This window comes from Pseudomonas sp. S06B 330, from assembly GCF_002845275.2.
Classification (GTDB): domain Bacteria; phylum Pseudomonadota; class Gammaproteobacteria; order Pseudomonadales; family Pseudomonadaceae; genus Aquipseudomonas.
This window is the reverse complement of the sequence record NZ_CP088149.1, coordinates 3,187,160-3,211,620: the sequence shown is the minus strand read 5'-3', so window position 1 is coordinate 3,211,620 and position 24,461 is coordinate 3,187,160. Positions and strand designations below refer to the sequence as shown.

Below are 24,461 nucleotides of genomic sequence, written 5' to 3'. Positions count from 1 at the left end.
GTCCAACTGGCTGAAAAATAACAATAAAAAACTATGGCATGAGGCTTGCTCAAGCCGTTCCAGAGTCCACTTGCACCACCCGAGGCACGCCATGATGACTCCGATCAAAGGCTCCGTTCTGACCTCTCTGCTACTGACTGCCGTCACCTTTGGCTGGCAAACAGAAAGCGAGGCTGCCGTGCGCTGCGAGCGCAACCTGGTGGCCAACGTGGTGGCGCTTGACCAGCCACTGATGTTCAACCGGCTCGGTGCACAGAATGCCAACGGCATGATGTTCGCCCTGCGCCGCGACGTGGTCGACGAACACCAGGTGTCGCTGGATCACGGCGGCGCGGCAGTACCTGGCAAGGTCACCTTACGCCCGGACAAACGTCCGCGGCCGATCGTACTGCGGGTCGCAGCGGGTGATTGTCTAACCATCAATCTGCAAAACCTCTTGGCCTACCAGGCCAACCCGAACAAGCACGGCCTCGATCACGAAGAAGAAAACGAAGGCGAAGAGAACGAGGCCGAGGAAAACGAAGGCGCTGAAGGCAATGAGCAGGGCGGTGAACATGGTTTCGTTGCTGACGAACAGGTCACCGACCGCCACGTAGGCTTTCAGGTCAACGGCATGCAAGCGGTCAACGGCATTGGCGACATTGCCGCCAATACCGGGCGCAATGGCAACTTCTTGATCGCTCCAGGCGCCAGCCGTACCTATACCCTGTATGCCGAGCGCGAAGGCGCGTTCGCCGCGACCAGCCAGGGCGCCACGTTCGGCGGTGAAGGCGCTGCCGGTAACGTCGCCAACGGCTTGTTCGGTCAGGTGGTGGTGCTGCCAAAAAATGCCCGTACTTACCGCAACACCCTGACCGAAGAAGAAATGCGCCTGAGCACCACCGGCCGCGCCCCGACCGGCCAGCCGATCGTCGATTACCAGGCCCGCTACCCGCAACGTGAACCGTGGATCCGTGAAGGCAAGGCCGGTTCGCCGATCATCGCCATGGTCGATGGCAATGAGATCATCTCCAGTGAAACCGACGCCGTGGTCATGGGGCCCAATGCCGATGGCAGCTTTCCGCCCTCGACCTACCCATTGGAGAGTATTGGCAAGCGCAACCCGGCGATCCCCAATCGCCTGGAGCCGTTTCGCGACTTCGCCGCGCAGTTCACCGATGAAGCGGCTGCCACTCAAGCCTTCCCCGGTTACTGGGCAGACCCGGTAATGGGGCATGTGCTGGAGCCGACCCGCGACTCGTTCATGATCAACTACGGTTCTGGCGGTATGGGCGCTGAAGTGGTGGCCAACCGCCTGGGCGTCGGCCCCATGCATGATTGCCTGTCGTGTGCCTACGAAGAGTTCTTCCTCAGCTCGCACACGGTCGGTGACGTGGCCATGCTGGTGGACGTACCGGCCAACGTTGGCCTCGAAAACATTCGCCCCGGTGAGCAGCCCAAGGCTGATCAGATTGGCGTCAAGGCCACCATGGCGCTGTTTCCGGCAGAGCCGGCCAACGTCAACCACAGTTACATTGGCGACTTCGTCAAGTTTCGCAACACCCACAACGGCCACGAGCAGCACATCTTTCACCTGCACGGACACCAGTGGCTGTTCAACCCCAATGACGACAACTCTGACTACGTTGATGCCCAGGGCATTGGCCCTGGTGTCGGTTATACCTACGAGATCGCCAACGGTGGCTCGGGTAACCGCAACCGCGTAGCAGGCGACGCCATCTATCACTGCCACTTCTATCCGCACTTTGCCCAAGGCATGTGGAGCATGTGGCGGGTGCATGACGTGTTCGAAGAGGGCACCCGTCTGGAGGTCTCTGCGCAAGGTGCCGATGGTTACCACAGTGAGCCGTTTGCCCTGCGCAGCGGCAAGCCAGCGGCGGGGGCTCGGGCCTTGCCGGACGGCGAAATCATCGCCGGTACACCGATTCCCGCCATCGTTCCATTGCCAGGCAAGGCCATGGCGCCTATGCCGGGCAAAGTCGCAGTGATTCCGAAGCTGGCTGAAACCCTGGTCGCCGAGCAGGATGACGACGAGGACGAAGAAGAGGGCGATGACGACTCCGGCCATCATGATGCAGCCCCGCGGGCGGTCGGTTCGTTGGTGCTGGTGGATCGCAGTGAAGCCAACCGCAACGCCGATGGCAGCCTGAAAAACCCAGGCTATCCGTTCTGGATTGGCGGTATGGAAAGCACCGTGGGCCAACGCCCACCGACCCCGCCACTGGATATGCTCGACCCGGCCAAGGCGCAGGAACTGAAAAACACCGGTAATGCCCTGTGGGCCAACCTCGACCCGGCTCAGGTCGGCGGCTGGGACGGCGGTTTGCCACGCCACGCATTGGACGGTATCTCCGCCGGGGGGGAAGTGGACGTAACCACAACCGCCCTGGATTTCACCAAGCAGATCACCAAGGCCAAGGCGGTATTCCTGCCGGAAGAAGGCACCGAGGTCGAGCAGGCGGCAATGAGCTTCCACGCCAAGCTTGAACACCCAAGCTATGCGGTGTTGCCAGACAGCCAGACCGTTGCGCGCAACTTCCGCACCAACGGCGCCGCCCCGACTGCTGGCGCACCGTATTTCGAGCCGTGCATGGATGACCGCGCCAAACGCCTGACGCAGTCGTCCGGTGCGGGTGAATTTGCCAGCGGCGAGCGCCTGGACGGCATGAGCTTCACCGGATCTTCAACCTTTACCGCTGACCGCCCACGGATCTACAAGGGCGCCAACATTCAGTTCGATGCGGTGTACAACAAGGTCGGCTACCACTTCCCGCAAGCGCGGATCATTGCCCTTTGGGAAGATGCCTGGCCGGTGATCAACAAGCAGCGTCCACCAGAGCCGTTGGTGATGCGCATGAACACCTTCGACTGCACGATGTACCAGCACACCAACCTGATTCCATCGTTCTACGAGATGGATGACTATCAAGTGCGCACCCCGACCGACGTCATCGGCCAGCATATTCACCTACCCAAATGGGACCTGACCGCAGCCGATGGTTCGGCCAACGGCTGGAACTATGAGGACGGCATTCTTTCCCCCGGTACCGTGGTTGAACGTATTCATGCCATTCGAGAGTACAACAAGTGCAGCAGCGGCGATCCGCGCGAAGGCAGTGCCGAGTGTCCGGTGGCCAAGGCGCATCCTTTCTTCGGTCGCTACGGTCGCGCCGACTGGCTGGGCGCTCGCACGGCCATGCAACGCTGGTTCGCTGACCCGGTGATCAACGTCCACAACGTCGACCGTGGCCTGGGTACCATCTTTACCCACGACCATCTCGGCCCATCGACGCACCAGCAGTTGGGCCTGTACGCCACCGTGCTGGCCGAACCTGCCGGTTCCACCTGGTATCACGCCGAAACCGGTGAACAGCTCTACAACACCGCGCTGCGTGAAGACGGCGGGCCGACCTCCTGGCAGGCTGTGATCAAAACCGGCGACCTCGACAATGACGGCCGCAATGACAGCTATCGCGAGTTCTTCCTCGAGTACAGCGACTTCCAGCATGCTTACGAGGCTGGGGTATATGTCGGCGCAGGCCCTGACGGTGTACCCAATGCTCAGGCCTTCCCGGCCACCGCTGACAGCTTCCGCTTTGCCATTAACCCGCCGGTGCGGCAGAAGGCCTCGAACCTGCTCGAAGCGGTGGTCGAGTCGCGCGGCGGTCTGAATCCAGGTTGCCCATCACGGCCTTGCCCGCAAGCCATCTCGGTGGATGACCCAGGCATGTTCGTCGTCAACTACCGTAACGAGCCACTGGCGCTGCGGGTGTATGACCCGAACAAAGTGGCCCCGGACGGCAAGCGTGGGATGCAGGCCGATGGCCTTGGCGGTGACCTCGCATTCGCCATGCAAAGCCGTACCGACCGCGCCATTGCGGCGATGAACCTGTCGCCAGCAGCGATCACCTCGGCAGTCGGCCCGACCGGTGGCACCACACTTTTCCCGCCGCACATCAACAAGGCTGGCGCCGAACCTGGGGATCCGTTCACACCGATGCTGCGCACCTACTCGGGTGACAACGTGCGTCTGCGCATGCATGCCGGTGGCCATGAAGAGGAGCACAACGTGACCTTGCATGGCGTGAAATGGCTGCAGAACGGCTCGGGCTACGGCAACAGTTCGAACTCGGGCTGGAAAGCGTCGCAAATGGTCGGCATCTCCGAGCAACTGGGCTTTATGGCGCCGGTGTCGATGATCTCCAGTTCTTCAGCCCCCAACGGTGACTACCTGTACTCGCTCGATGCCGCCCATGAAGGCTATTGGAACGGTATCTGGGGGGTGATGCGCAATTACACCGCCAGCCGCAGCGACCTGTTCGCCTTGCCCAACAACCCGTTGCCGATGGCCGCGCGCAACACCGTGGCGTTTGACGGTATTTGCCCACGCTACACCGCCAATGCCAACGGCATCGGCACCCGGCCAACCGTGCAGCGCAGCTATGAAGTGGTCGCGGCGCTGGCCAACGACATCCTCGGCAATCCACTGGGGGTGAGCATCAATGACCCCAGTGGTGTCGGCCAGCACGTCGGCGGTCCATTGAAGGCCAATGGCGGTACCCTGGTCTACAACAGTCGGCGCACCAGTATTCCTCAGGTTACTGTGACCGATCCGGAAGATGGTGAAACCTTCACCATCGGTGGCCACAGCGGGCCACTGCATGACCCGACCGCGATCCTCTACGTGCGCAAGGCTGACCTTGATCCGGTCACCGGCAAGCTCAAGCCTGGCGTGCCGATCGAGCCGCTGGTGCTGCGTGCCGCTGCTGGCGAGTGCTTGAAGGTCACCCTGGAAAACCGTCTGCCGCTGGTGATGCCGGACCTGCCCAGCACCGCCGTGATGCAGAACGTGGTCAAGCGTGACCGCCAAGGCAGCGAAGGCTCCACCGCCTTCAACAACAACCTGATGCGTCCCTCCAGCCATGTTGGCCTGCACACGCAACTGCTGGCCTATGACATCACCAAGTCGGACGGCGTCAACGTCGGCCAGAACCCGGTCCAGACCGTACCGCCGCGCACCGGCAGCAGCGGTGCCTACCCGAACAAGGTGTACCAGTACTATGCCGGGCACCTGGAACGTGAAGGCAAGCCGGTGATGCAGATGGGCCGGTCGGTGGACAACATCAACACCACGGCCATCGAGTTCGGTGGGCTCAACATCACCCCGGCAGACGTCATCAAACAGGGGCAGAAGGGCCTGATCGGTGGCATGAGCATTCTGCCGCAGACCGCGACCTGGACCGAAGACAGCGCCAGCCGTGCCTCGGCCACGGTGCAAGTGCCAGGGCAGGCGGCCTACCGCGACTTTGCTACCCTGTGGCAGCGGGCGCTGAACATGCGCTGGGCCGATGGCCGGCCGGTGGAAGGCATCGCCACTGAAGGCAACGGGGTGCCGGGCGATCCGAAAGATAACTCGAACATGGCCATCAACTACAAGACCGAGCCCCTGTGGTTGCGCTTTGGCCTGGCCCCGGATGCGCCATTTGGGCATGCCGACGGCAATGGTTGGGCGGATGTCCCCAACGCCCACATGGCCTACAGCAACGCCCTGGTCGGCAGCGATCCGCAAACCCCTGTGCTGTGGGCCAAACCGGGTCAGCCGTTCCGTAACCACATCCTGATGCCTACCGGGGGCAGCCGCGGCATTACCTACCAACTCGATGGGCACCTGTGGCCACTGCACAACTACCAGGCTGAGAAGTCCGACATCGGCGGCTACCCATTGAATCTACCGGGGATCGGTTCGGTGCGCTTTGGCTACAACCCACAGGCGATGTTCATCGGCGCCCAGGAAAGCGTGCTACCGGCTGCGCACTTCAGCTTCATGGTGCCCAGTGCCGGGGGCAGCAACGCCATACCCGGTGACTACCTGTTCCGCGACTATGCTGCCTACGGCAACGTTTCGGGGCTATGGGGGATCTTGCGAGTAACGGAAGAAGCACCACCGACTACAGCGCCAGCGCAGTGACAGGGAGAGGAAGAGGTCATGAACAATAAAAATCGACCGTTGTACCTGGGCCTGATGGCAGGCTTGACCCTCATGGGTGTGGGGATCAGCTACGAGAGCCTGTGGTGCGACCCGCGCAGTGAGTTGGCTGAGACTCAAAGCGACCCGCAGGCCTTGCATCGGCTTAGCCGTGATGGCGTCACGGTCGAGTTCGAGGCGCGGCCACTGGGCAGCGACGGGGTGCTGACCGAGGGCGCGTTTGCCAGTGTGCGCTTCAACGTCACCGATCAGAACAGCGGCCAGCCATTGTCGGGCATTGCCCCCGGCGCCTGGCTGGACAAGGCGTTGACCGGCGACGCAGCCAAGGATCGCAACAAAAGCTGTAAGGCACGGGTGGCGCTGTTTCTTAAAAGCAGCATCGGTGCCCGGCCATTGCTCGACCTCAACAGCTACTTCCTGCTGGTACTCAACAAAGACGCCAGCCTGACCGTGATCGACCCCTCAGTCTCGGTCGGCGGTGTGACCAGCACCCTGGCGCGCATCGAACTGCCTGGTGTACCCATGGACTGGGCGGCCAGCAACGACGACAAACAGGTATTCGTGTCGATCCCCGAGCGCGATGAGGTGGCATTGATAGACACCGAGACCTTCCAGCGCGTTGGCAATATCGCTGCCGGCAAACAGCCGTTGCGGGTAGCCTTGCAGCCGGACCAGCGTCTGTTGTGGGTCGGCAACAACTCAACGGATCCCGCGCGCAGTGGTGTCACCGTGATTGATGTGACCAGCCGCAAAAACATGAAGTTCTTTGCCACCGGTACTGGCCATCACGAAATCGCCTTCAGCGCCGACTCGCGGTATGCCTTTGTCAGTAACCGCGACAGCGGCACCTTGAGCGTGATCGATGCCAGTGAAATGCGTCTGATCAAGACCTTGAAGGTTGGCCCGCACCCCTTATCGGTGGCCTATTCGGCGCTGTCGCAGGCGGTGTATGTGGCCGATGGTCGCGACGGCAGCATCAGTGTCATTGATGCCCGCAGTCATACTTTGCGCCACCGCATCGCGGGCCAGCAAGGGTTGGGGCCGATGCGGTTCAGCAGTGACGGGCGTTTCGGCATCGTCCTCAACACCCTGGAAAGCCAGGCGCTGGTAATCGACGCCAGCACCGACCGGCTGATTCACAGCCTGCCGGTGGCCGCCGAACCCTATCAACTGACCTTCACCAAGGCCTACGCCTATATTCGTGGCCTGGCTTCACCGAAGGTCACCATGGTCAACTTGAGCAGCCTTGGCGAGGGCCGCCAGCCCATCGTCCAAGGCTTCGAGGCAGGCCCGGCGGCACCGCGTCAGGCCGGTGACCTGCCGTTGGCCCAGGGTTTGGCGGTGTCGCGCGATGAGAACTCGGTGTTCGTCGTTAACCCGGTGGACAACACCACCTACTTCTATGCCGAGGGCATGAATGCACCGATGTCCGGTTACGCCAACCGCGGCCACAATGCCCGTGCGGCGTTGGTGATCGACCGCAGCCTGCGCGAGGTGGCGCCGGGGGTGTACAGCTCGACGATCAAACTGCCGGCTGCTGGCACCTTCGATGTGGCCTTCATGCTCAACCAACCGCAGATCATTCACTGCTTCAGTACTGAAGTGGCCGCTTCGCCCACCGCGCCTCATCGGCAGACGCCGCAGGTCGAGTTCCTGCTTGAACCCACCGTGGTCGTGCAGGGCAGCCCGTTTACCGCGCGCTTTCGTATCGTCGAAGGCAATGGTACCCCGCGCAACGGTATCAAGGACTTGAGTGTGCGCTACTTCCTCGCACCTTCGTCGCGGGCCCGTGACAGCCGCGTGCATGAAGTTGGCGAGGGCGTCTATGAGGCACCGTTGGAGCTGGCAGAAGCCGGCGCCTGGTACCTGCATGTACAGGCGCCGTCGCTGGGCAGCGCCTTTGCCGAAAAAAATTACACCAGCCTACGGGTGCTGCCTGCCGGGGCTCAACAAGCGTCTGACTCGGGTTCAAGGAGTGTGCGATGAAAAGGCTTGATCGCTGCAGACTGTTCAGCCTCTGCCTGTTAGCCGCCAGTTGTGGTTTTGCCCAGGCGCATGGTGGTGTGGATCACAGCGCCCAGGGTGACCACAGTGGACATGCTCCACCTGCCGCTCACCACGAAAAGGCCTCCGTGCGTTTCGCCGACGTGCAATTGCTCGACCAGAACGGCATGCCGGTACGCCTGGAGAAGGACCTGGTGGGCGATCGCCTGGTGGTCATGGGCTTTATCTACACCAGCTGTACCACAGTGTGCCCAGTGGTGTCGTCGATCATGGCCAAGGTGCAAAAGCAATTGGGTGGGCGGGTCGGCGACGAAGTCCAGTTGGTGTCGATCAGCGTCGACCCACAGCGCGATGATTCCAAACGCCTGCAAGATTATGCCAAAGCCTTCCAGGTGGGGCCGGGCTGGAGCTGGCTGACCGGCACCCCCTATGCCGTCAATGAAACCCTCAAGGGTTTGGGCAGTTTCAGCGCCAATCTCAGTGAACATCCACCGCTGATCCTGGTAGGCGATGGCCGCAGTGGCAAATGGACGCGTTTCTATGGCTTTACCGATCCGGCGTTGCTGGTGACGGAAATCGATCGCCTCAGTGCTCGTCGCGTGCATGCCAAACACACCGCTATCGCCCAAGAGGTATTGCCATGAGCGCCGCACCTGCACACAAATCGGCGATGCGCGGGGTCGACTGGCTGGCGTTGCTGGCCTGCCTGTGGATCCTCAGCTCGGTGGCGTTTGCCCATGAAGGGCATGCCCCGCAAAGCAGTCCAAGCCCCAACCCCAGTGCCGTTACGCCGACTGCGGGCACCCATGATGCCCAGACTTACTTTACCGACAGCCTGGTGCAGGACCAGAACGGTCGCACGTTACGGTTCTACAGCGATGTGCTCAAGGACCGTGTGGTGTTGCTCAATGTCATTTTCACCCACTGCAGCGATGCCTGCCCGCTGATTACCCGCAAGCTGCGCGAGGTGCGCGAAGCCATGGGCGAGGAGGCGGCCAGCAAGGTGACGTTCGTTTCCTTGAGCAGCGACCCGACCAACGATACGCCGCAAGTGCTCAAGGCCTTTGCGCAAAAACAGGGGGTGGACGGGCCCAACTGGCTGTTCCTGACCGGTGACAAGGCGCAGATGGACCTGGTGCTGATGCGCCTTGGCCACCTGATTCCCAGCCCCGAACAACATTCCACCCAACTGATCGCCGGTGATGTCGCCAACAAACGCTGGAGCAAGATCCGCCCTGATGCGCCGCCGATGGCGATCGCCCAGCGCCTGCAATTGCTTTCGCAACCCCTGGCCGGACGTTGAAGATCATGACCACGACGGCGCGCACCCTGGCCGTGTTGCTGATGCTCGTCGCCAGCAACGTAAGCCTGGCCTTGGACCTGAGCCCGGCAGAACTGGCAGGCAAGCGCTTGTACCGCGAGGGTGTGTCGAGCAGCGATGCTCAAGTGTCGGCGCGGGTCGGTGCTGCCGATATGCTGGTGCCGGCCAGTGTCGTGCCCTGTGGCAGTTGCCATGGCGCCGATGGCCTGGGGCGGGCCGAGGGTGGTGTGCGTCCGCCGCCGCTGAGCTGGCAACGCCTGGCCCTCGGCCAGGGGCAGCGTAGTGTCAATGGCCGGGCCTATCCGGCTTACACCGAGGCGAGCCTGGCGCGAGCGATTCAGGAGGGCCGGGACCCGGCGGGCAATCACCTGGACCCGGCGATGCCACGCTTTGTCCTGAGCATGGCTGACCAGCGTAACCTCACTGCCTATCTTAGGCGCTTGGCCGATGACCGTGATCCAGGGATAGAGGAGCAGACATTGCGCTTGGGCACTTTACTGCCTGGCGAGGGTGCGCTGGCGGCGTCGGCACGGGTGGTGGCAGCGGTGCTCAACGACCGCATCGAGCAACTCAACCAACAAGGCGGCATTCATGGGCGCAGGCTGCAGTTGATCAACGTCGATCCTGGGCCCGATCAAGCGAGTGCCGAACAAGCCCTCGCACAGTTGCTGGAACACGAACAGGTGTTCGCCTTGATTTCGCCGCTGGCACCCGCGCTGGAGCCGGTGCTGGCGAGCCGCCTGGAGCAAGCGCGGGTGCCTTTGATCGGCAGTGCACCGGCCTTGACCAGCAGTGTGCAGATCTTTGACCCTTTGCCGGGGCTGGATGAGCAACTCTTGAGTCTGGCTGACTACGCCCAGGCCACGTTGGCACAACAACAGGTCGGTACGCGGATTGTGTATGCCGATCCCGCCCAAGCCTCCATGGCCCAGCACCTTGAGCAGCAACTGCAACAACGCGGTTGGCGCGAGGTCAAGGTTCAAGCCCTGACTGACCAAGCGCCAGAGGGCCAGGCCATTTTCTTTCTCGGTCAGGCCGACGACTTCGGCCAGTTGACCACCCAGCTGCAGCAGAGCGGTCGCACTCCTTACTTGTTTGCCAGCGCCAACCAGGTCTCCAGCCAGTTGCCGCGAGTGCCTGAAGCCTGGTCGCGGCGGGTCTATCTGGCTTATCCCTTTGTCCCAGGGGACTGGACACCTAGCGGGCGCCAGGCACTAATGGAGATGCGAGTACGCCAAGGCCTGGACGGTCGCCAGGGAGTATTGCAGGTCAGCACCTGGTGTGCAGTGCAGTTGCTTGGCGATGCCCTCAAGCGTGCCGGACGGGATGCCAGCCGTGAAAAACTGATCCAGGCACTGGAGGGCCTGCACGATGTGCAGACCGGCTTGACGCCGCCGTTGAGTTTTGGACCGGGGCGCCGTCAGGGCTTGGCTGGCGCTCATGTCGTCACCCTGGAAATGCCCGGCCCGGTGTTCTATCCGGTGGCGGCCTATCGTCCTGTCACTGAGGTGACCACGCCATGAAGCTGCTCTGTCTGTTGCTGTGCCTGTTGGCCCTGCCGCTACAGGCGCAAGAAGGCCCAGCTGCGGCCAGGGTCAATGGTGTGCCCATTAGCCAGCTGCGTCTGGAACGTTACTTCGCCGACTACTTGCAGGCACAGAGCAGGGCCTTGACCAGTATTCGCAACCCCAGCGTGTACAAGCGTCTGCGCGAGCAGGCGCTCAATGACCTGATCGATAAAGAGTTGCTTTGGCAGGAGGCACAGCGTCAAGGAATCAAGGTCAGTGATCGTCAGGTGGATGAGCAGATAGACCAGCTACGTCAGGCGATGGGCACAGCAAAGCCCTTTGAGCAGCGTCTGGCCGATGCCGGGTTTGATGCCAACAGCTTTGCCGACTACACCCGTCATGAATTGGCCGCGCAGCAGGTGTTCATGCAGGCCTCTCAGGTCCCGGAGCCGAGCCCGGACCAGGTCCGCGCATTCTATGTGGCCAATCAGGAATCTTTGCAGCAGGCAGAGAACCAAACCGGCACTGGCCCAGTCGAACCTGAGCAGGGATTGAGTTTGGCAAAACGTTTGCTGGTCGATCAGCACCAGGCGCAGGCGCGCCACGCCTTGCTACAGCGTCTGCGTGACGCCGGGCAGGTGCAACGACTTGACTGACAACTCATCTGACCCCCAATGTTGGGGACATCAGTAGGGGCAAAACGCCAGCCGGTCCCCGGGATTGGGGAAGGGGGGATGGCCCGTTTGCGTCTACTCTTAAAGAATCAACGACATAGCACAGTGAAAAGCGCCGCCTCCGGTCTGGCACGAAGCATGCGTAAGCCTCTACAAGGTCGCACTTCGTCAGACCGGGAAACCGGGCCTGTGATGCTTCAGGGAGTCGACCTTGGTTAACACAGTATTGGTAGTCGATGACGAACAGACCCTTGCGGGCAATATCCAGGATTATCTGGGGCAGCAAGGCCTGGATGTCCATGTTGCCTACGACGGCGAGAGTGCCATCGGTAAAGCCGAGCGCACCCGACCTGACGTGATAGTGCTCGATTTCCGCTTGCCCGACATGGAGGGGTTTCAGGTACTGGAAGCTGTACGCAAGAGCAGGAACTGTCATTTCGTGCTGATCACTGCCCATCCGACCGCTGAGGTCCGTGAGCGGGCCAGTCAACTGGGTGTCAGTCATATCCTGTTCAAGCCTTTTCCGCTGGCGGAACTGGCCCGTGCAGTCAACGACCTGATGGGCATCAAGCGCGAAGCCAGGAGCCAGGGCCACACGGACACAGGGTTCGTCGAACGGCGCCAGAGCAGGAGTGAGAATTTTCCCCTGCAGTTGTTCGACGGTAGTTGGGTTTTGGCAGATCGCCGCCGTAATGGCGCGAGGCCGCCGGAACCGGACGACGACCAACTGCTCACCGGGGAATAACGCGCGAGCAGACCTGACCATGGCTTGCCGCGCCCCGCGCTGGAGAGCAAGTCATGGAAACCGTGTCGCTCGCTGTTGTCACCACCCAGGCCGGTGCCGTTGCCCCCCTCGGTCGTGAGTTGCTGGCCCAGGCCCGTGCCGTCGCCGAACAGAGCGCCGAACGCCTCCTCGATACCCTGCAACGCCTGAGTGGCCAGAGCCCTGCCGATTTTGTCGCCCGCTTAGGGGTGACCCTGCATTACCCGGTGCTGGACAGCCAGGCGTTGTTTGCCGCCACACCGCTGTTCGACCGAGTCAGTCTGGCCCAGTGCCTGAAGCGCGAATTCCTCTTCCTTGAACATGACGGCCAAGCCTTGGGCGTGTTTGCTGACCCCTTCGATACCGCGCGTCTAGCCTGGATCGACGAGTGCCTGCAAGGCGCGCCGCTGTACCTGGTCGAAGCCGCTGACCTTGCCGGATTTCTGGCCCGCCACGAAGAAAGCTTTCATGCGGTTGACTCGCTGGACAACGAAAGCGAAGCAGTCAACGAACTCGACACCCTGCAGAGCCTGTCGCTGGCCAGCATCAGCGAAGACCAGAGCCGGGTGGTCAAGCTGGTCAACTCGACCCTTTATGACGCCCTGAAAATGCACGCCAGTGACATTCATCTGGGTGTCACGGGTAACGGTCTGGTGATCAAGTACCGCATCGATGGCGTGCTCAACAGCATCAGCAAGGTCAGCGGCAGCGAGTTCGCCGAACAGGTGATCTCGCGGATCAAGGTCATGGCCGAGTTGGACATCGGTGAAAAGCGCGTACCGCAGGACGGTCGCTTCAAGATCGGCATCAGTGCCCGGCAGATCGACTTTCGTGTGTCGATCATGCCGAGCATCTTCGGTGAAGATGCGGTGTTGCGGGTACTCGACAAGCAGGACCTGGCCGATCGCGTCAGCGGCGTGCAACTGCAGGCCCTGGGGTTCGAAGATCACACCCTGCGCAGCCTGCGCCGCCTGGCGAACGAACCGTACGGGATGATCCTGGTTACTGGCCCGACTGGCAGCGGCAAGACCACCACCCTCTACGCCATGATCAGTGAGATCAACCACGGCGTGGACAAGATCATCACCATCGAAGACCCGGTTGAATACCAGTTGCCGGGGGTATTGCAGATTCCGGTCAACGAGAAAAAAGGCCTGACCTTCGCCCGCGGCCTGCGCTCGATCCTGCGTCACGACCCGGACAAGATCATGGTCGGTGAGATCCGCGACCCGGACACTGCACAGATTGCCGTGCAGTCGGCCCTGACCGGGCACCTGGTGTTCACCACCATCCATGCCAACAACGTCTTCGATGTGATCGGCCGCTTCAGCCAGATGCAGGTCGACCCCTACAGCTTTGTTTCCGCCCTTAACGCAGTGTTGGCCCAGCGCTTGATTCGCCTGGTGTGCCCGCACTGCGCCAGCCCCCATCAGCCCAGCGAGGAAGAACTCAGCCTTTCGGGGCTGGTAGCGGGGCAGGTGGATGACTACCACTTTGTTCACGGCAGCGGTTGCGGCCAGTGCCGGGGCAGTGGCTATCGCGGACGCACGGCGATCGCCGAATTGCTGCACCTGGACGATGAACTGCGGCAGATGATCGTCGAACGTCGGCCCCTGGCCCAGATCAGGGCGTTGGCCTGTCAACGCGGTCTGCGCCTGCTGCGCAGCTCGGCACTGGAACTGGTGCGCGATGGCCGGACCACCCTGGAGGAGATCAATCGTGTCACATTTGTCGCCTGATCGTTTTATCGCCGTGCTCGGCGCCCAGGGTGTTGGTGTTTGCCAGCGCCAAGGACAGCAACAACACTGGCTGGGCAGCCTGGGCTTTATTGCCGAGCGCAGCCAGGCCGCGAGTCTGGCCCTGGACACGCTGCACAGCCTGCTGGCTGAACAGCGCTGCAAGGGCGCCGACCTGCAACTGGTGCTGTCAGCGCATTACTGCCGCTTCTGCCTGGTGCCCTGGAGCGCGGCGATCAGCCGTCCCGATGAGCTGCACCACTATGCTCGGGCCTGCTTTGAAGCCCACTATGGCCAGAGCCTGGACGGCTGGCGCCTGGTGGTCTCGCCCGAGGCCGCCGGCGCTGCACGGATTGCCACTGCCGTGCCGGAAGCACTGCTGCAGCGGCTGCATGAGCACTGCCGCGACCTCGGTTTACGCCTGCGCTCGGTGCGCCCTTACTTGATGGCCGCCTATAACCGCTTTGCCGAGCAACTGGGGCAAAGCGACTTCCTTTTCGTCCTCGCCGAGCCACAACGCACTGTTTGCCTGCTGGCGCAGAACGGTGTCTGGCGCCAGGTCAGCGCGCAGGGCAGTGGTGACAGTGACGCTGCTCTGCAAGCTCTGATTGCCCGCCAGTGCGAACTCAATAGCCACGAACGTACGCTGGCGGTGTTCCTTCACGCGCCGGGTCGGCTGGAGCAGCCTCCGCTCATCGATGGCGTGCACTTGTGCGAACTGGACGGTGAAGCCGCTGACGTGCTGTGCCGCATGACCCGGGCGGTGGCCTGAAATGCGCCGCCTGGAGCTGGACTTTCAGCCACGGCGCACAGCCGTTGCGGCCTGGGTGTTGTTGGCGCTCGGCGCCAGCCTGTTGGCAGGGGCGATTATCGTTAGCCAAAGTTTCGAGCAGCAGCAGGCAGCACTTGATCAGCAACTGGAATCGTTCGAGCGGCAGTTGGGCAAACGCCCTGAGCATAGCGCGTCGCTGACCTCGGCGCAGAGCCGCGAGCAAACCGAGAAGCTGGCACAGATGCGCAGCGTCTCGCAGCAACTGCAGCGGCCGTGGGAGCGTCTGTTCGACATGCTCGAAGCACTGCCCCAGGACGACGTCGCGCTGCTGACCCTGACCCCCGATGCACGTAAGGGCCAGGTTCGCATCAGCGCCGAGGCCCGCGACCTGGAAGCCATGCTGAGTTTCCACAAGCGCCTGGAAGCCAGTGGTGAGTTGCGCGATGTGTCATTGCTCAACCACGAAATCATGGCCAAGCAAGCCGAGCATCCGGTGCAGTTCAACCTGTCGGCGACCTGGGAGATCGGCAATGCCCATCCATAGCCTGATTGTCCATGAGCGTGTCCGCCAGTTGGGCGTGGTTGGCCTGGCCGGTGCTGCCTTGGTGTTGCTGGCCTTGCTGTATGGCGCGGCAGTGGTACTGCCACACTGGCAGCAGGTGCAACAGCAGCACCTTCGCAGCGAGCAGGCGCTGGCGCAGTTGCAGCAACTCAAACGTGGCGACCTGAAACTGCCGCAGGTGCCCCAGCGTGAACTGGAAGACTTTCACAAACAACTGCCGGCCCAGCCGCAGGCCACCGTGGTCATCGACCGTATCTACAGCTTGGCCAAGGCCGAACGCATCAGCCTGGCTCGCGGTGAGTATGCCCTGGGGGTCGACCCGAAGACCCAGCTGGCGCGCTATCAGATCCTCTTGCCGGTGCGTGGCAGCTACCCGCAGATCCGCCGCTTCGTTCACGCCTTGCTCGGTCAGTTGCCGGCCCTGGTGCTGGAAGACGTCGACCTGCAGCGCAAGAAGATCGGGGACAGCGAGCTGACCGGTCGCCTACGTATGACCCTTTATCTGTCGAGGTCATGATGAACACTCAACGCCGCCTGGCCTGGCTGGCCTTTCTCGGATCCGCTGCCGTGCTGGCGTGGGCGCCGGGCTACTTCTTCGCGGACTCGGCCGCTGACAGCGAGGCAGTGATTGCCGCCGCCGACAAAGCCACGGTCGCTGCCAACGAAGTGGGCGCGCAGGCTGCCAAGCCAGCCGTGCTCAAGCTGCGCGACCTGTTCCCGAGCAAAAGCTGGAAACCGGCCGCACAGATGGCCACGGTCACGGAGCAACCGGCTGTTGTAGCGCCAGTGGCCTCGGCGCCCACTGCACCGGCGTTGCCGTTCCAATTTGTCGGTCGCCTGCACGATCGCGACGATCAGCAGGTGTTTTTGCAAAGTGGTGAAAAGCTTTACGTCGTACGTCGCGGCGATGTGATTGATGACCTCTACCGGATCGAGCAAATCTCCGCCACGGAGTTGAGCCTGGTCTACCTGCCGTTGCACCTGTCCCAGACTTTGTCTGTAGGGAGCGCACCATGATTTCGTCCAGGCACTGCAACAAGGCGCCGTACCTGATGCTGGCACTGTGTGTAGCCCTGGCCGGCTGCGGTACCAGTGGCGTACGCAAGGACGGCCAGGCGCTGATCGCCGAAGGGCAGTACGAAGCGGGCATCGCCTTGCTCGAGGAATCACTCAAGGAAAATCCGCGCGACACCGAGCTGAACATCGCCGTGATCCAGGGCCGTCGACAGGCGGTGGAGGCCTTACTGAGCCAGGCTGATAGCGACCGCAGCCGCCACGACTTCGCGGGTGCAAGCATGGGCTACGGCCGGGTGCTGACCCTGGAGCCGAACAACCGCCGGGCCCAGGAGGCGGTGCGCCAGCTTGAACAGATCCACAACCTCGACGAGCGCATCACCCTCGGCCAGGCAGCGCTGCGTCGCGGTGACCTGTTCGGTGCCGAGCGACACATGCGTGAAGTGCTCCAGCTCGACCCGCAGAACGCTCAAGGCCTGACCCTGCGCAGTGACATCGAACTGGTGCAGAGCCGCACCGCCCAGCCTAACCCGCAACTGCGCACGAAAATGGAACGGCCGGTGACCCTGGAGTTTCGCGATGCCAACCTGAAAACCATCTTTGAGGTGCTGTCGCAGGTGGCCGGGCTCAATTTCATCTTCGACAAGGACCTGCGTCCGGACATGAAGGCGACCATCTTCGTCAAGGACGTGCGCATTGAAGATGCCGTGGCGCTGCTGCTGGAACAGAACCAGTTGCACCAGAAAGTGGTGAACGACAACACCCTGCTGATCTACCCGGACTCGCCGCAAAAGACCAAGGACTATCAGGAATTGGTCATGCGCACCTTTTACCTGACCAGCATCGACTCCAACACCGCGCTGAACCTGGTCAAGACCATGCTCAAGACCCGAGATGTGTTCGTCGATGAACGCCTCAACACCTTGACCATGCGCGATACCCCCGATGCGGTGCGCATGGCTGAAAAACTGCTGCAGTCGCAGGACCAGTCCAATCCTGAAGTGGTGCTGGAAGTCGAGGTGATGGAGGTCGCGCGTTCGCGAATCCTCGAGCTCGGCCTGCAGTGGCCCAATACCTTCGGGGTGCTCAATGAAGATGGCAAAGCCGTAAGCACCCTCGATCAACTGCGTGGCATCGACTCGTCGCGCATCACCATTTCGCCGTCGCCGCAGGCCAAGATCAACGCCCAGGACAACGACATCAATACCTTGGCAAGCCCGGTGATTCGCGTCAGCAACCGCGAGCAGGCACGCATCCATATCGGCCAACGGGTGCCGATCGTCAGCGCTACGTCGGTGCCGTCTACCCAGGGACCGGTGATCACCGAAAGCATTACTTACCTGGACGTCGGCCTTAAGCTTGAAGTGACCCCGATTGTGCACTTGAACAACGAAGTGGCGATCAAGGTATCGCTGGAGGTCAGTAACGCCAAGCCACTGGAACCGACCCGTCAAGGCACCATTCCGGTCCAGGTCGACACCCGCAACGCCCAGACCAGCCTGCGCCTGCATGACGGTGAAACCCAAGTGCTGGCGGGGCTGGTGCGCAACGACGACGGTGCCAGCGGCAACAAGATTCCGTTGCTGGGCGACATTCCCGGGTTGGGACGACTGTTTGGCAGCAACCGCAACGACAAGAGCCAATCGGAACTGGTGCTGTCGATCACTCCGCGCATTGTGCGCAACCTGCCATACCAGAGCCCGTCGGACATGGAGTTCCCGTCGGGCACTGAAACCAGCATGCAGATCCGCAACCTCAATCGCACGATTGAGGTCAGCGACGAGCAGCCGATCGCCGCCGTGCCTACTGCTGTGAGGCCCTAAGCCATGAACCGCTCGATGGCAGGATTCAGCTTGATCGAAGTGATGTTGACCCTGGCGCTGCTCGGGTTGCTGGCCTCGATTGCCGCACCGCTGACCGAAACCCTGGTGCGCCGGGGCAAAGAGCAGGAGCTGAAAACCGCGCTGTATCAGATTCGCGACGCCATTGACGCCTACAAACGCGCCTTCGATGCGGGTTACATCGAGAAATCGCTTAATGCCAGCGGCTATCCACCCAGCTTGCAGGTGCTGGTGGAGGGGGTGCGCGATGTGCGCAGTGCCAAAGGTGCCAAGTTTTACTTTCTGCGGCGCATTCCCCACGACCCGTTGCTCAGCGCCAAGGCCGACGACGAAGGTGGCTGGGGCCTGCGTGCCTATGACAGCTCGGCACAAAGCCCGCGCGAAGGTGAAGACGTTTTCGACGTCTACTCCAAGGCAACGGGCAAGGGCCTCAACGGCATCGCCTACGGGCAGTGGTGACCAGCATGAAACGCAGCCAAGGCTTCACCTTGATCGAGTTGCTGGTGGTGATGGCGATCATCGCCACGCTGATGACCATTGCCATGCCGCGCTATTTCCAAAGCCTGGAAACCTCGCGTGAAGCCACCTTGCGTCAGAGCCTGGCGGTGATGCGCGAAGCACTGGACCACTACTACGGCGACACTGGGCGTTACCCCGAGTCGCTGGAGCAACTGGTCGAGCAACGGTACCTGCGCAACGCGCCGCTGGACCCGATCACCGAGCGCCGTGACCAGTGGCAGGTGGTCGCTCCGCCAGAGGGCGTGGGCGGTTCCGTGGCCGATATCAAGAGCGGTTCAACTGGGAGGGCGCGTGATGGCAGCTTATATGCCGAGTGGTAGCGCCGCCGAAGCGGGCTTCACGTACCTGGGGGTGCTGTTGCTGATTGCGGTGACCGGTATCGCCCTGGGTTCGACGGTGACCCTGTGGTCGACCCAGGCGCTGCGCGAGCGCGAGCGCGACCTGCTCTGGGTTGGCAGTCAGTATGCCCAGGCCTTGCGCAGCTACTACCGCAACTCGCCGGGCCTTGCGCAGTACCCAGAGACCCTGGAAGCACTGCTGGAAGACCCGCGCTATCCCAACCTCAAGCGTCACTTGCGTCGTTTGTACCCGGACCCAATCACCGGCAGCGATGACTGGGGGCTGCTGCGCGCCATCGACGGGCGCATCACCGGGGTGTACAGCCGTTCGGATCTCGCCCCGTTGAAACAGACCGGGTTTGCCGCCCAGTGGTCGGACTTTGAAGGCCTGCAGCACTACTCAGACTGGCAGTTCGTGGCTGAGAAGGATTTTGCCGAATCCGCCGCAAGTGGGCGCAAGGGCCAGGGAGCAGGGCAATGAACCGCCGCCTGGCAACCTGCGCCCTGGCCTTGGTGCTGCTGGCCGGCACGGCCCGCGGCGGTGCCGAGGACGAGATGATGGGCTTTATCGTCGACAACACCATCTCGCACATTGGCCACGACTTCTATTACAGCTTCGCCGAGCGGTTGCGTGCCACCAGCCGCCTGGATTTCAACCTGGTGGTACGCGAACGGCCCGACCCACGCTGGGGCAGCCTGGTCACGGTCGAGTATGAGCAACGGGTGGTCTACCGGCGTTTCCTGCCACCCAACACCACAGAGCTGAAGGACGCCGCCTATGAAGCGGCTGACCTGGTCAAGGCGCAGATCATCCAGCGCAAGTTGCAGATGCTGCTGCAGGACACCACCGATCTAGAGAGGGATGAGCTATGAACAACAACAATACCTGCCGCCTGGCCTCCCTGGTCCTGCTGGCTGCCCTGTGCAGCCAGGCGGGTGCCACTGAGCTGGTGTACACCCCGGTCAACCCGGCGTTTGGCGGCAATCCGTTGAACGGCACGTGGTTGCTCAACAACGCCCAGGCTCAGAACGACCATGATGATCCGGACGTCAAGGACCGCGCCTCGGCGTTCGCCAGTACCTCCGCACTGGAGCGCTTTACCAGCCAACTGGAGTCGCGGCTGCTCTCACAACTGCTTAACAACATCAATAACGGCACCACCGGCAGCCTGCAGACCGATGCATTCATCATCAACGTGCTCGACGACTCTGGGGCGCTGACCATCCAGATCACCGATCGGGCAACAGGTGAAATTTCAGAAGTTCTGGTGAACGGCCTGAACCCTTGAAGGGCCGGGCAATGGGGAGAGACAATCATGAAACGATTTCTGACCACACTGCTGATCCTCGCCGCGTTGCAAGGTTGCAGCCTGCGCGAACCGATGCCCGCCGAGCAGGACAGCGAAAGCCCGACCCTGACGCCGCGCGCTTCGACCTACTATGACTTGATCAACATGCCGCGGCCCAAGGGCCGGCTGATGGCGGTGGTGTATGGCTTTCGCGACCAGACCGGGCAATACAAACCGACCCCGGCCAGTTCGTTCTCCACCAGCGTCACCCAGGGGGCGGCAAGCATGCTGATGGATGCCTTGCAGGCCAGCGGCTGGTTCGTGGTGCTTGAACGTGAGGGCCTGCAGAACCTGTTGACCGAACGCAAGATCATTCGCGCTTCGCAGAAAAAGCCGGACACGCCGGTGAACATTCAAGGTGAACTACCACCGCTGCAAGCGGCCAACCTGATGCTCGAAGGCGGCATCATTGCCTACGACACCAACGTGCGCAGTGGCGGCGAGGGGGCACGCTACCTGGGCATCGACATCTCTCGTGAGTACCGCGTCGACCAGGTCTCGGTCAACCTGAGGGCGGTGGATGTACGCAGTGGTCAGGTGTTGGCCAACGTCATGACCAGTAAGACGATTTACTCGGTTGGGCGCAGTGCCGGGGTGTTCAAGTTCATCGAGTTCAAGAAGCTGCTGGAGGCCGAGGTCGGCTACACCACCAACGAACCGGCGCAGTTGTGTGTGCTGTCGGCCATCGAGTCGGCGGTGGGACATCTGCTGGCGCAAGGCATCGAGCGGCGCCTGTGGCAGGTGGCAGGGGATGGCAGCGGCGATAGCGCGACCCTGGACAAATACCTGAGTCAGTATCAAGCCCCATGAGGGAACCACTGACTTGATTGGCACCTTGTAGCCGCTGCCATGAGGCTGCGATCGACTGCAGAGCAGTCGCAATTCGTGCACTTCGTTAGACCTGACGGATTGCGGTGCCTGGTTTTGCGGCCGTTTCACGCCCGATCGCAGCCTCTCGGCAGCGGCTACAGGCCAGGAAGCAGTTGCACATGCTGTAGCCGCTGCCGAGGTACGAGGCTGCGATCGACTGCAGAGCAGTCGCAATTCGGGCCAACCTTATGAGCCGAAATTGGCTCTTGCCCGGTGACGGGCAAGACGGTATCTACTACTCATTACGGCGTCGAGCAGCCCTGTTCCTTGACGATCCGTGTCGTCGACGCCGGGTACTTGGCCAGTTTGGCCGCTGCGCGCGCCGGCCGCTTGACCAGCTCACCGCCGCAATTGGGGCACTGCCCCTTGAGCTGGCGCTCATTGCAGTCGGTGCAAAAGGTGCACTCAAACGAGCAGATCAACGCGTCCTGGCTATCGCCAGGCAGGTCACAACCACAGCATTCACAATTAGGGCGCAGTTCGAGCATGGTCAGTTCTCGTTGGGACGATAGAGGTGAGCATGGCTGGCGCGGTACAGCGCCGACTCGGCAAAGCTGTCATTGGCCAATACTCGGCCGACCAGAATCAGTGCGGTACGCCGAAAGCCCTTGGCCTGGACCTGCTCGACAATACCATCAAGGGTCGCGAGCACCCAATCCTGATCGGGCCATGTTGCCCGGTGGACCACTGCAATCGGGCAATCACCGCCGTAATACGGGCGCAGTTCTGTGACGATTCTCTCCAGGTGTTTGACCCCCAGGTGAATCGCCAGGGTAGTGCGATGTCGAGCAAGCTCAGCCAATTGCTCGCCCTCGGGCATCGGCGACTTGTCCCCGTAGCGGGTGAGGATCACGGTCTGGGCGATGTCCGGTAAGGTCAGTTCGCAACCGAGCAGGGCGGCGCTGGCGGCCACGGCCGTTACGCCGGGGACGATCTCATAGGGAATGCCCAGCTCGCGCAGGTAACGGATCTGCTCACCGATTGCACCGTACAGGCTCGGGTCACCGCTATGGACGCGCGCCACATCCAGGCCCTGGTCGTGGGCGTGCTTGATCGCTTCGATGATCTGCGCCAGATGCAGTTCGGCACTGTTGATTACCGTCTCGGCGCGATGGCCTTCAAGCACCGCAGTCGGTACCAGGGAACCGGCATAGATGATCACCGGGCAGCGATGGATCAGGCGCTGGCCCTTGACGGTGATCAGCTCGGGGTCGCCGGGGCCGGCACCGATGAAATAGACGGTCATGCAAAGTCCTTGAGAAGAAAGCGCGGATTATCTGCCAAATGCTGCCACTGTGGCCAACGCCAGGCTGGCGTCGGCACACAGCGTGCGGGTAATGCGCAGGTGGGCCGGGCCTGCGAGTTGCTCGGCCAAGGCCAGAGCGGCGCTTTCGGCGACGCCGTAGCAACCGCTGTGTTGGTAGGCAACGACTGAACGATGGCTCAAGCGCTGTTCGAAGGGCGCTAAGTGTGCGGCACTGAAAAACAGCAACGGGACATTCAACTGCTGGGCCAGTTGTTGCAGCCCAGGCTCATCGTGCTTGAGGTCGATGCTGGCAAGGCCCGCGACTGCCGTAAGTGGCAAGTTGTGGGCCTTGAGTGTCTGCACCAGCAGGTTGCCCAGCGTTTCTACCGGGCAACCCCGTCGGCAACCCAGGCCGACGAACAGCGGCATGAGCTTCAGGCCCGGCTCGGGCGACGGAACAACCAGGCACTGATCAGCCCCAAGGCCAGCCAGAATGCCGCGTTGGTCAGCAACGAGGCGACCTTGAACTCCGCTTCCAGGGCTTCTGGCGCGAGCATTTCATGTACTTGCGGCTGCGGTGCGCCAATCACATGCGGCACGACCAGCAGCACGACGCCCAGTGCTTTTAACAGCCAGTTTTGGGCGAACACCATTAACCCCAGACCGACGGCGGTGGCGGCGGCAGTGCCGACCCACCAGGCCTGACGCTGAGCCAGATCGGCAGCGGCAGTACCTGGCAGCTCCGGTGGCAGGCCCAAGGTCGGCGCCAGGCAGAACACGGCGAAGCCACCCAGGCCCCACAGTGCACCACTGATAACCGTCTTCGGCGCACGCAGGGTATAGAGGGCGGCGAGGATCAGGGCAAAGCCTACGGCGACCACCAGGTTACCGCCGGTGGTTGACAGTACTCGTTGCCAGCCATCTTCCGGTGCCCAGGCTTCGCTGTCGTGATGATGCTCGGCGGTACCGGCAGCATGCGCGTGTGGTGTTTCGACCGCAGGCGCGGCACTTTCATAGGTTTCCGCCTGAAGAATCAACGGCGCAACCCAGAAGCTTTGCAGCAGGGTCAGCAGCAGGGCGGCCAGCAGTCCGGCAAACCCTGCGGTACTCGCAATACGCTTGATCATCGGACGGTACTCAGTGGCAGGGGAAAGCGGCGCTGTGACGGGTATCGTGGGCGGCGTTGTGTACCGCTTCGATGTGCGAGAAACCGGCAAAGTACACCAGGCACAGGCCCAGCAGCGAGGCACCGACAGCAACCAGCAGGCGCTGGCTGAGACTTGAAGGGGTAACGGCGGTGTGACTGGCGGTACTGATAGGCATGGCGCTTTCCTCTTGGTGTTGTTCGGCAACAGGCAAGCGCAAGAACCCCCTGCACGGAACGCGCCCAGGGGTTGCAACAGCGCCCGCCCACCGCGGGTTTGTCAGATCAGTGTTGGGCCGGTCTCCGGGCTTGTGAGGGCGGACAAATTGCTCAGCCGAGGCGTCACCTTCCCATGCCAGACTACGGGCACAGTGGTTTTGACGCTTTTCTCACTTACCGTTGCGGGGGCAGCACCGGACTTGCCATACACCTTTATAAGCGATGTATGACGCACCGGTTTCCCAGTTTCACCCTGTAAAGGGCACCCAAACGAATGGCGCTAGCAAATCACGGGTAAGGGCGGGCGTCAATCGTGACAGCAGTTGACCGCTTACCAGGCACTGCGTAGCCTAGCCGCTTCGAGGTTCTTCGGCGCTGGCCGAAGCTAAGACGGGAACGCGGTTCAAGCCGCGGCTGCCCCCGCAACTGTAAGCATTGAACGGTTCGACACAGCCACTGCGTTCTGCGGGAAGGCGTCGTTCCAGCGGCCTTGGGCCGCAGCAGTGCAAGCCAGGAGACCTGCCTCGAACAGTTTCCGACATAAACCGGGCGGGGTGATCCGGTGGCGAACGCGCCCAGGCAATGACGCCTGCGG

At 62.1% G+C, this 24,461-nt stretch carries 24 protein-coding genes and 2 riboswitches; of the genes, 19 read left to right on the top strand and 5 right to left on the bottom strand.

The features are described from left to right. The first annotated feature begins 91 nt into the window (after positions 1–91). The 19 genes from mnxG (at position 92) to CX511_RS14245 (ending at position 21,197) form a co-directional block, all read left to right on the top strand. Positions 92–5,968 (top strand): manganese-oxidizing multicopper oxidase MnxG, encoded by a 5,877-nt coding sequence (mnxG, locus tag CX511_RS14335; RefSeq protein ID WP_045186109.1) that lies wholly within the window; start codon positions 92–94, stop codon positions 5,966–5,968. 18 nt (positions 5,969–5,986) lie between these two features. Beyond that, positions 5,987–7,972: a cytochrome D1 domain-containing protein gene (locus tag CX511_RS14330; RefSeq protein ID WP_101292521.1), complete on the top strand. Its 1,986-nt coding sequence runs from the start codon at positions 5,987–5,989 to the stop codon at positions 7,970–7,972. Beyond that, positions 7,969–8,634 (top strand): SCO family protein, encoded by a 666-nt coding sequence (locus tag CX511_RS14325; protein WP_045186113.1) that lies wholly within the window; start codon positions 7,969–7,971, stop codon positions 8,632–8,634. Before CX511_RS14330 ends, CX511_RS14325 begins: the two co-directional genes overlap by 4 nt. Continuing rightward, positions 8,631–9,293 (top strand): SCO family protein, encoded by a 663-nt coding sequence (locus CX511_RS14320; RefSeq protein ID WP_101292519.1) that lies wholly within the window; start codon positions 8,631–8,633, stop codon positions 9,291–9,293. Before CX511_RS14325 ends, CX511_RS14320 begins: the two co-directional genes overlap by 4 nt. Before the next feature lie 5 nt (positions 9,294–9,298). Beyond that, positions 9,299–10,834 carry a cytochrome c/ABC transporter substrate-binding protein gene (locus CX511_RS14315; RefSeq protein ID WP_231353298.1) on the top strand — a complete coding sequence of 512 codons (1,536 nt, stop codon included), beginning with the start codon at positions 9,299–9,301 and terminating at the stop codon, positions 10,832–10,834. Next, the gene (locus tag CX511_RS14310; RefSeq protein WP_045186119.1) at positions 10,831–11,475 is read left to right on the top strand and encodes a SurA N-terminal domain-containing protein; all 645 of its coding nucleotides are present in this window, start codon (positions 10,831–10,833) and stop codon (positions 11,473–11,475) included. The genes CX511_RS14315 and CX511_RS14310 overlap by 4 nt, the downstream gene beginning before the upstream one ends. A gap of 229 nt (positions 11,476–11,704) precedes the next feature. Beyond that, the gene (locus tag CX511_RS14305) at positions 11,705–12,238 is read left to right on the top strand and encodes a response regulator (RefSeq protein ID WP_101292517.1); all 534 of its coding nucleotides are present in this window, start codon (positions 11,705–11,707) and stop codon (positions 12,236–12,238) included. A gap of 53 nt (positions 12,239–12,291) precedes the next feature. Next, positions 12,292–13,995: a GspE/PulE family protein gene (locus CX511_RS14300; RefSeq protein ID WP_045186123.1), complete on the top strand. Its 1,704-nt coding sequence runs from the start codon at positions 12,292–12,294 to the stop codon at positions 13,993–13,995. Beyond that, a complete protein-coding gene (locus CX511_RS14295; RefSeq protein ID WP_045186126.1) occupies positions 13,976–14,764 on the top strand; it encodes a hypothetical protein in 789 nt (262 codons plus the stop codon). Before CX511_RS14300 ends, CX511_RS14295 begins: the two co-directional genes overlap by 20 nt. 1 nt (position 14,765) lies before the next feature. Further along, on the top strand, positions 14,766–15,308 hold the full coding sequence (locus tag CX511_RS14290; RefSeq protein ID WP_101292515.1) for a PilN domain-containing protein: 543 nt from the start codon (positions 14,766–14,768) through the stop codon (positions 15,306–15,308). Further along, positions 15,295–15,843, top strand: a complete 549-nt coding sequence (locus tag CX511_RS14285) for a GspMb/PilO family protein (RefSeq protein ID WP_045186129.1) — start codon at positions 15,295–15,297, stop codon at positions 15,841–15,843. Before CX511_RS14290 ends, CX511_RS14285 begins: the two co-directional genes overlap by 14 nt. After that, on the top strand, positions 15,843–16,343 hold the full coding sequence (locus CX511_RS14280; protein ID WP_101292513.1) for a hypothetical protein: 501 nt from the start codon (positions 15,843–15,845) through the stop codon (positions 16,341–16,343). The genes CX511_RS14285 and CX511_RS14280 overlap by 1 nt, the downstream gene beginning before the upstream one ends. Then, on the top strand, positions 16,340–18,163 hold the full coding sequence (locus CX511_RS14275) for a secretin GspD/PilQ domain-containing protein (protein WP_045186132.1): 1,824 nt from the start codon (positions 16,340–16,342) through the stop codon (positions 18,161–18,163). The genes CX511_RS14280 and CX511_RS14275 overlap by 4 nt, the downstream gene beginning before the upstream one ends. Positions 18,164–18,166: 3 nt before the next feature. Further along, the gene (locus CX511_RS14270; RefSeq protein WP_101292511.1) at positions 18,167–18,640 is read left to right on the top strand and encodes a prepilin-type N-terminal cleavage/methylation domain-containing protein; all 474 of its coding nucleotides are present in this window, start codon (positions 18,167–18,169) and stop codon (positions 18,638–18,640) included. A gap of 5 nt (positions 18,641–18,645) precedes the next feature. Then, a complete protein-coding gene (locus CX511_RS14265) occupies positions 18,646–19,020 on the top strand; it encodes a type II secretion system protein (protein ID WP_045186137.1) in 375 nt (124 codons plus the stop codon). Next, positions 18,995–19,519, top strand: a complete 525-nt coding sequence (locus CX511_RS14260) for a type II secretion system protein (protein WP_045186139.1) — start codon at positions 18,995–18,997, stop codon at positions 19,517–19,519. The genes CX511_RS14265 and CX511_RS14260 overlap by 26 nt, the downstream gene beginning before the upstream one ends. Continuing rightward, on the top strand, positions 19,516–19,911 hold the full coding sequence (gene csgE / locus CX511_RS14255) for a curli production assembly/transport protein CsgE (protein ID WP_045186141.1): 396 nt from the start codon (positions 19,516–19,518) through the stop codon (positions 19,909–19,911). The genes CX511_RS14260 and csgE overlap by 4 nt, the downstream gene beginning before the upstream one ends. Next, positions 19,908–20,327, top strand: a complete 420-nt coding sequence (locus tag CX511_RS14250; RefSeq protein WP_045186143.1) for a curli assembly protein CsgF — start codon at positions 19,908–19,910, stop codon at positions 20,325–20,327. The genes csgE and CX511_RS14250 overlap by 4 nt, the downstream gene beginning before the upstream one ends. 27 nt (positions 20,328–20,354) lie before the next feature. Beyond that, positions 20,355–21,197, top strand: a complete 843-nt coding sequence (locus CX511_RS14245; protein ID WP_045186145.1) for a CsgG/HfaB family protein — start codon at positions 20,355–20,357, stop codon at positions 21,195–21,197. A 302-nt stretch (positions 21,198–21,499) separates the two neighbouring features. Here the strand turns inward: CX511_RS14245 and CX511_RS14240 are convergent, their stop codons facing one another. Genes CX511_RS14240 through CX511_RS14220 form a run of 5 tightly spaced genes read right to left on the bottom strand, consistent with a single transcriptional unit; the run spans position 21,500 to position 23,826 of the window. Beyond that, positions 21,500–21,745 carry a DUF1272 domain-containing protein gene (locus CX511_RS14240; protein ID WP_101292509.1) on the bottom strand — a complete coding sequence of 82 codons (246 nt, stop codon included), beginning with the start codon at positions 21,743–21,745 and terminating at the stop codon, positions 21,500–21,502. A gap of 2 nt (positions 21,746–21,747) precedes the next feature. After that, positions 21,748–22,503 (bottom strand): precorrin-4 C(11)-methyltransferase, encoded by a 756-nt coding sequence (gene cobM / locus CX511_RS14235; protein WP_101292507.1) that lies wholly within the window; start codon positions 22,501–22,503, stop codon positions 21,748–21,750. 27 nt (positions 22,504–22,530) lie between these two features. Next, the gene (locus tag CX511_RS14230) at positions 22,531–22,932 is read right to left on the bottom strand and encodes a cobalamin biosynthesis protein (protein WP_045189431.1); all 402 of its coding nucleotides are present in this window, start codon (positions 22,930–22,932) and stop codon (positions 22,531–22,533) included. Between the two features lie 5 nt (positions 22,933–22,937). Continuing rightward, complete coding sequence (locus tag CX511_RS14225) at positions 22,938–23,630, bottom strand: CbtA family protein (RefSeq protein ID WP_045189428.1); 693 nt, start codon at positions 23,628–23,630, stop codon at positions 22,938–22,940. Between the two features lie 10 nt (positions 23,631–23,640). Continuing rightward, entirely contained in the window at positions 23,641–23,826 is a 186-nt protein-coding gene (locus CX511_RS14220) for a CbtB domain-containing protein (RefSeq protein ID WP_045189426.1), read from the bottom strand. Between the two features lie 98 nt (positions 23,827–23,924). Next, positions 23,925–24,149: riboswitch (cobalamin riboswitch) on the bottom strand. 62 nt (positions 24,150–24,211) lie between these two features. Continuing rightward, positions 24,212–24,407: riboswitch (cobalamin riboswitch) on the top strand. Positions 24,408–24,461: the final 54 nt, after the last annotated feature.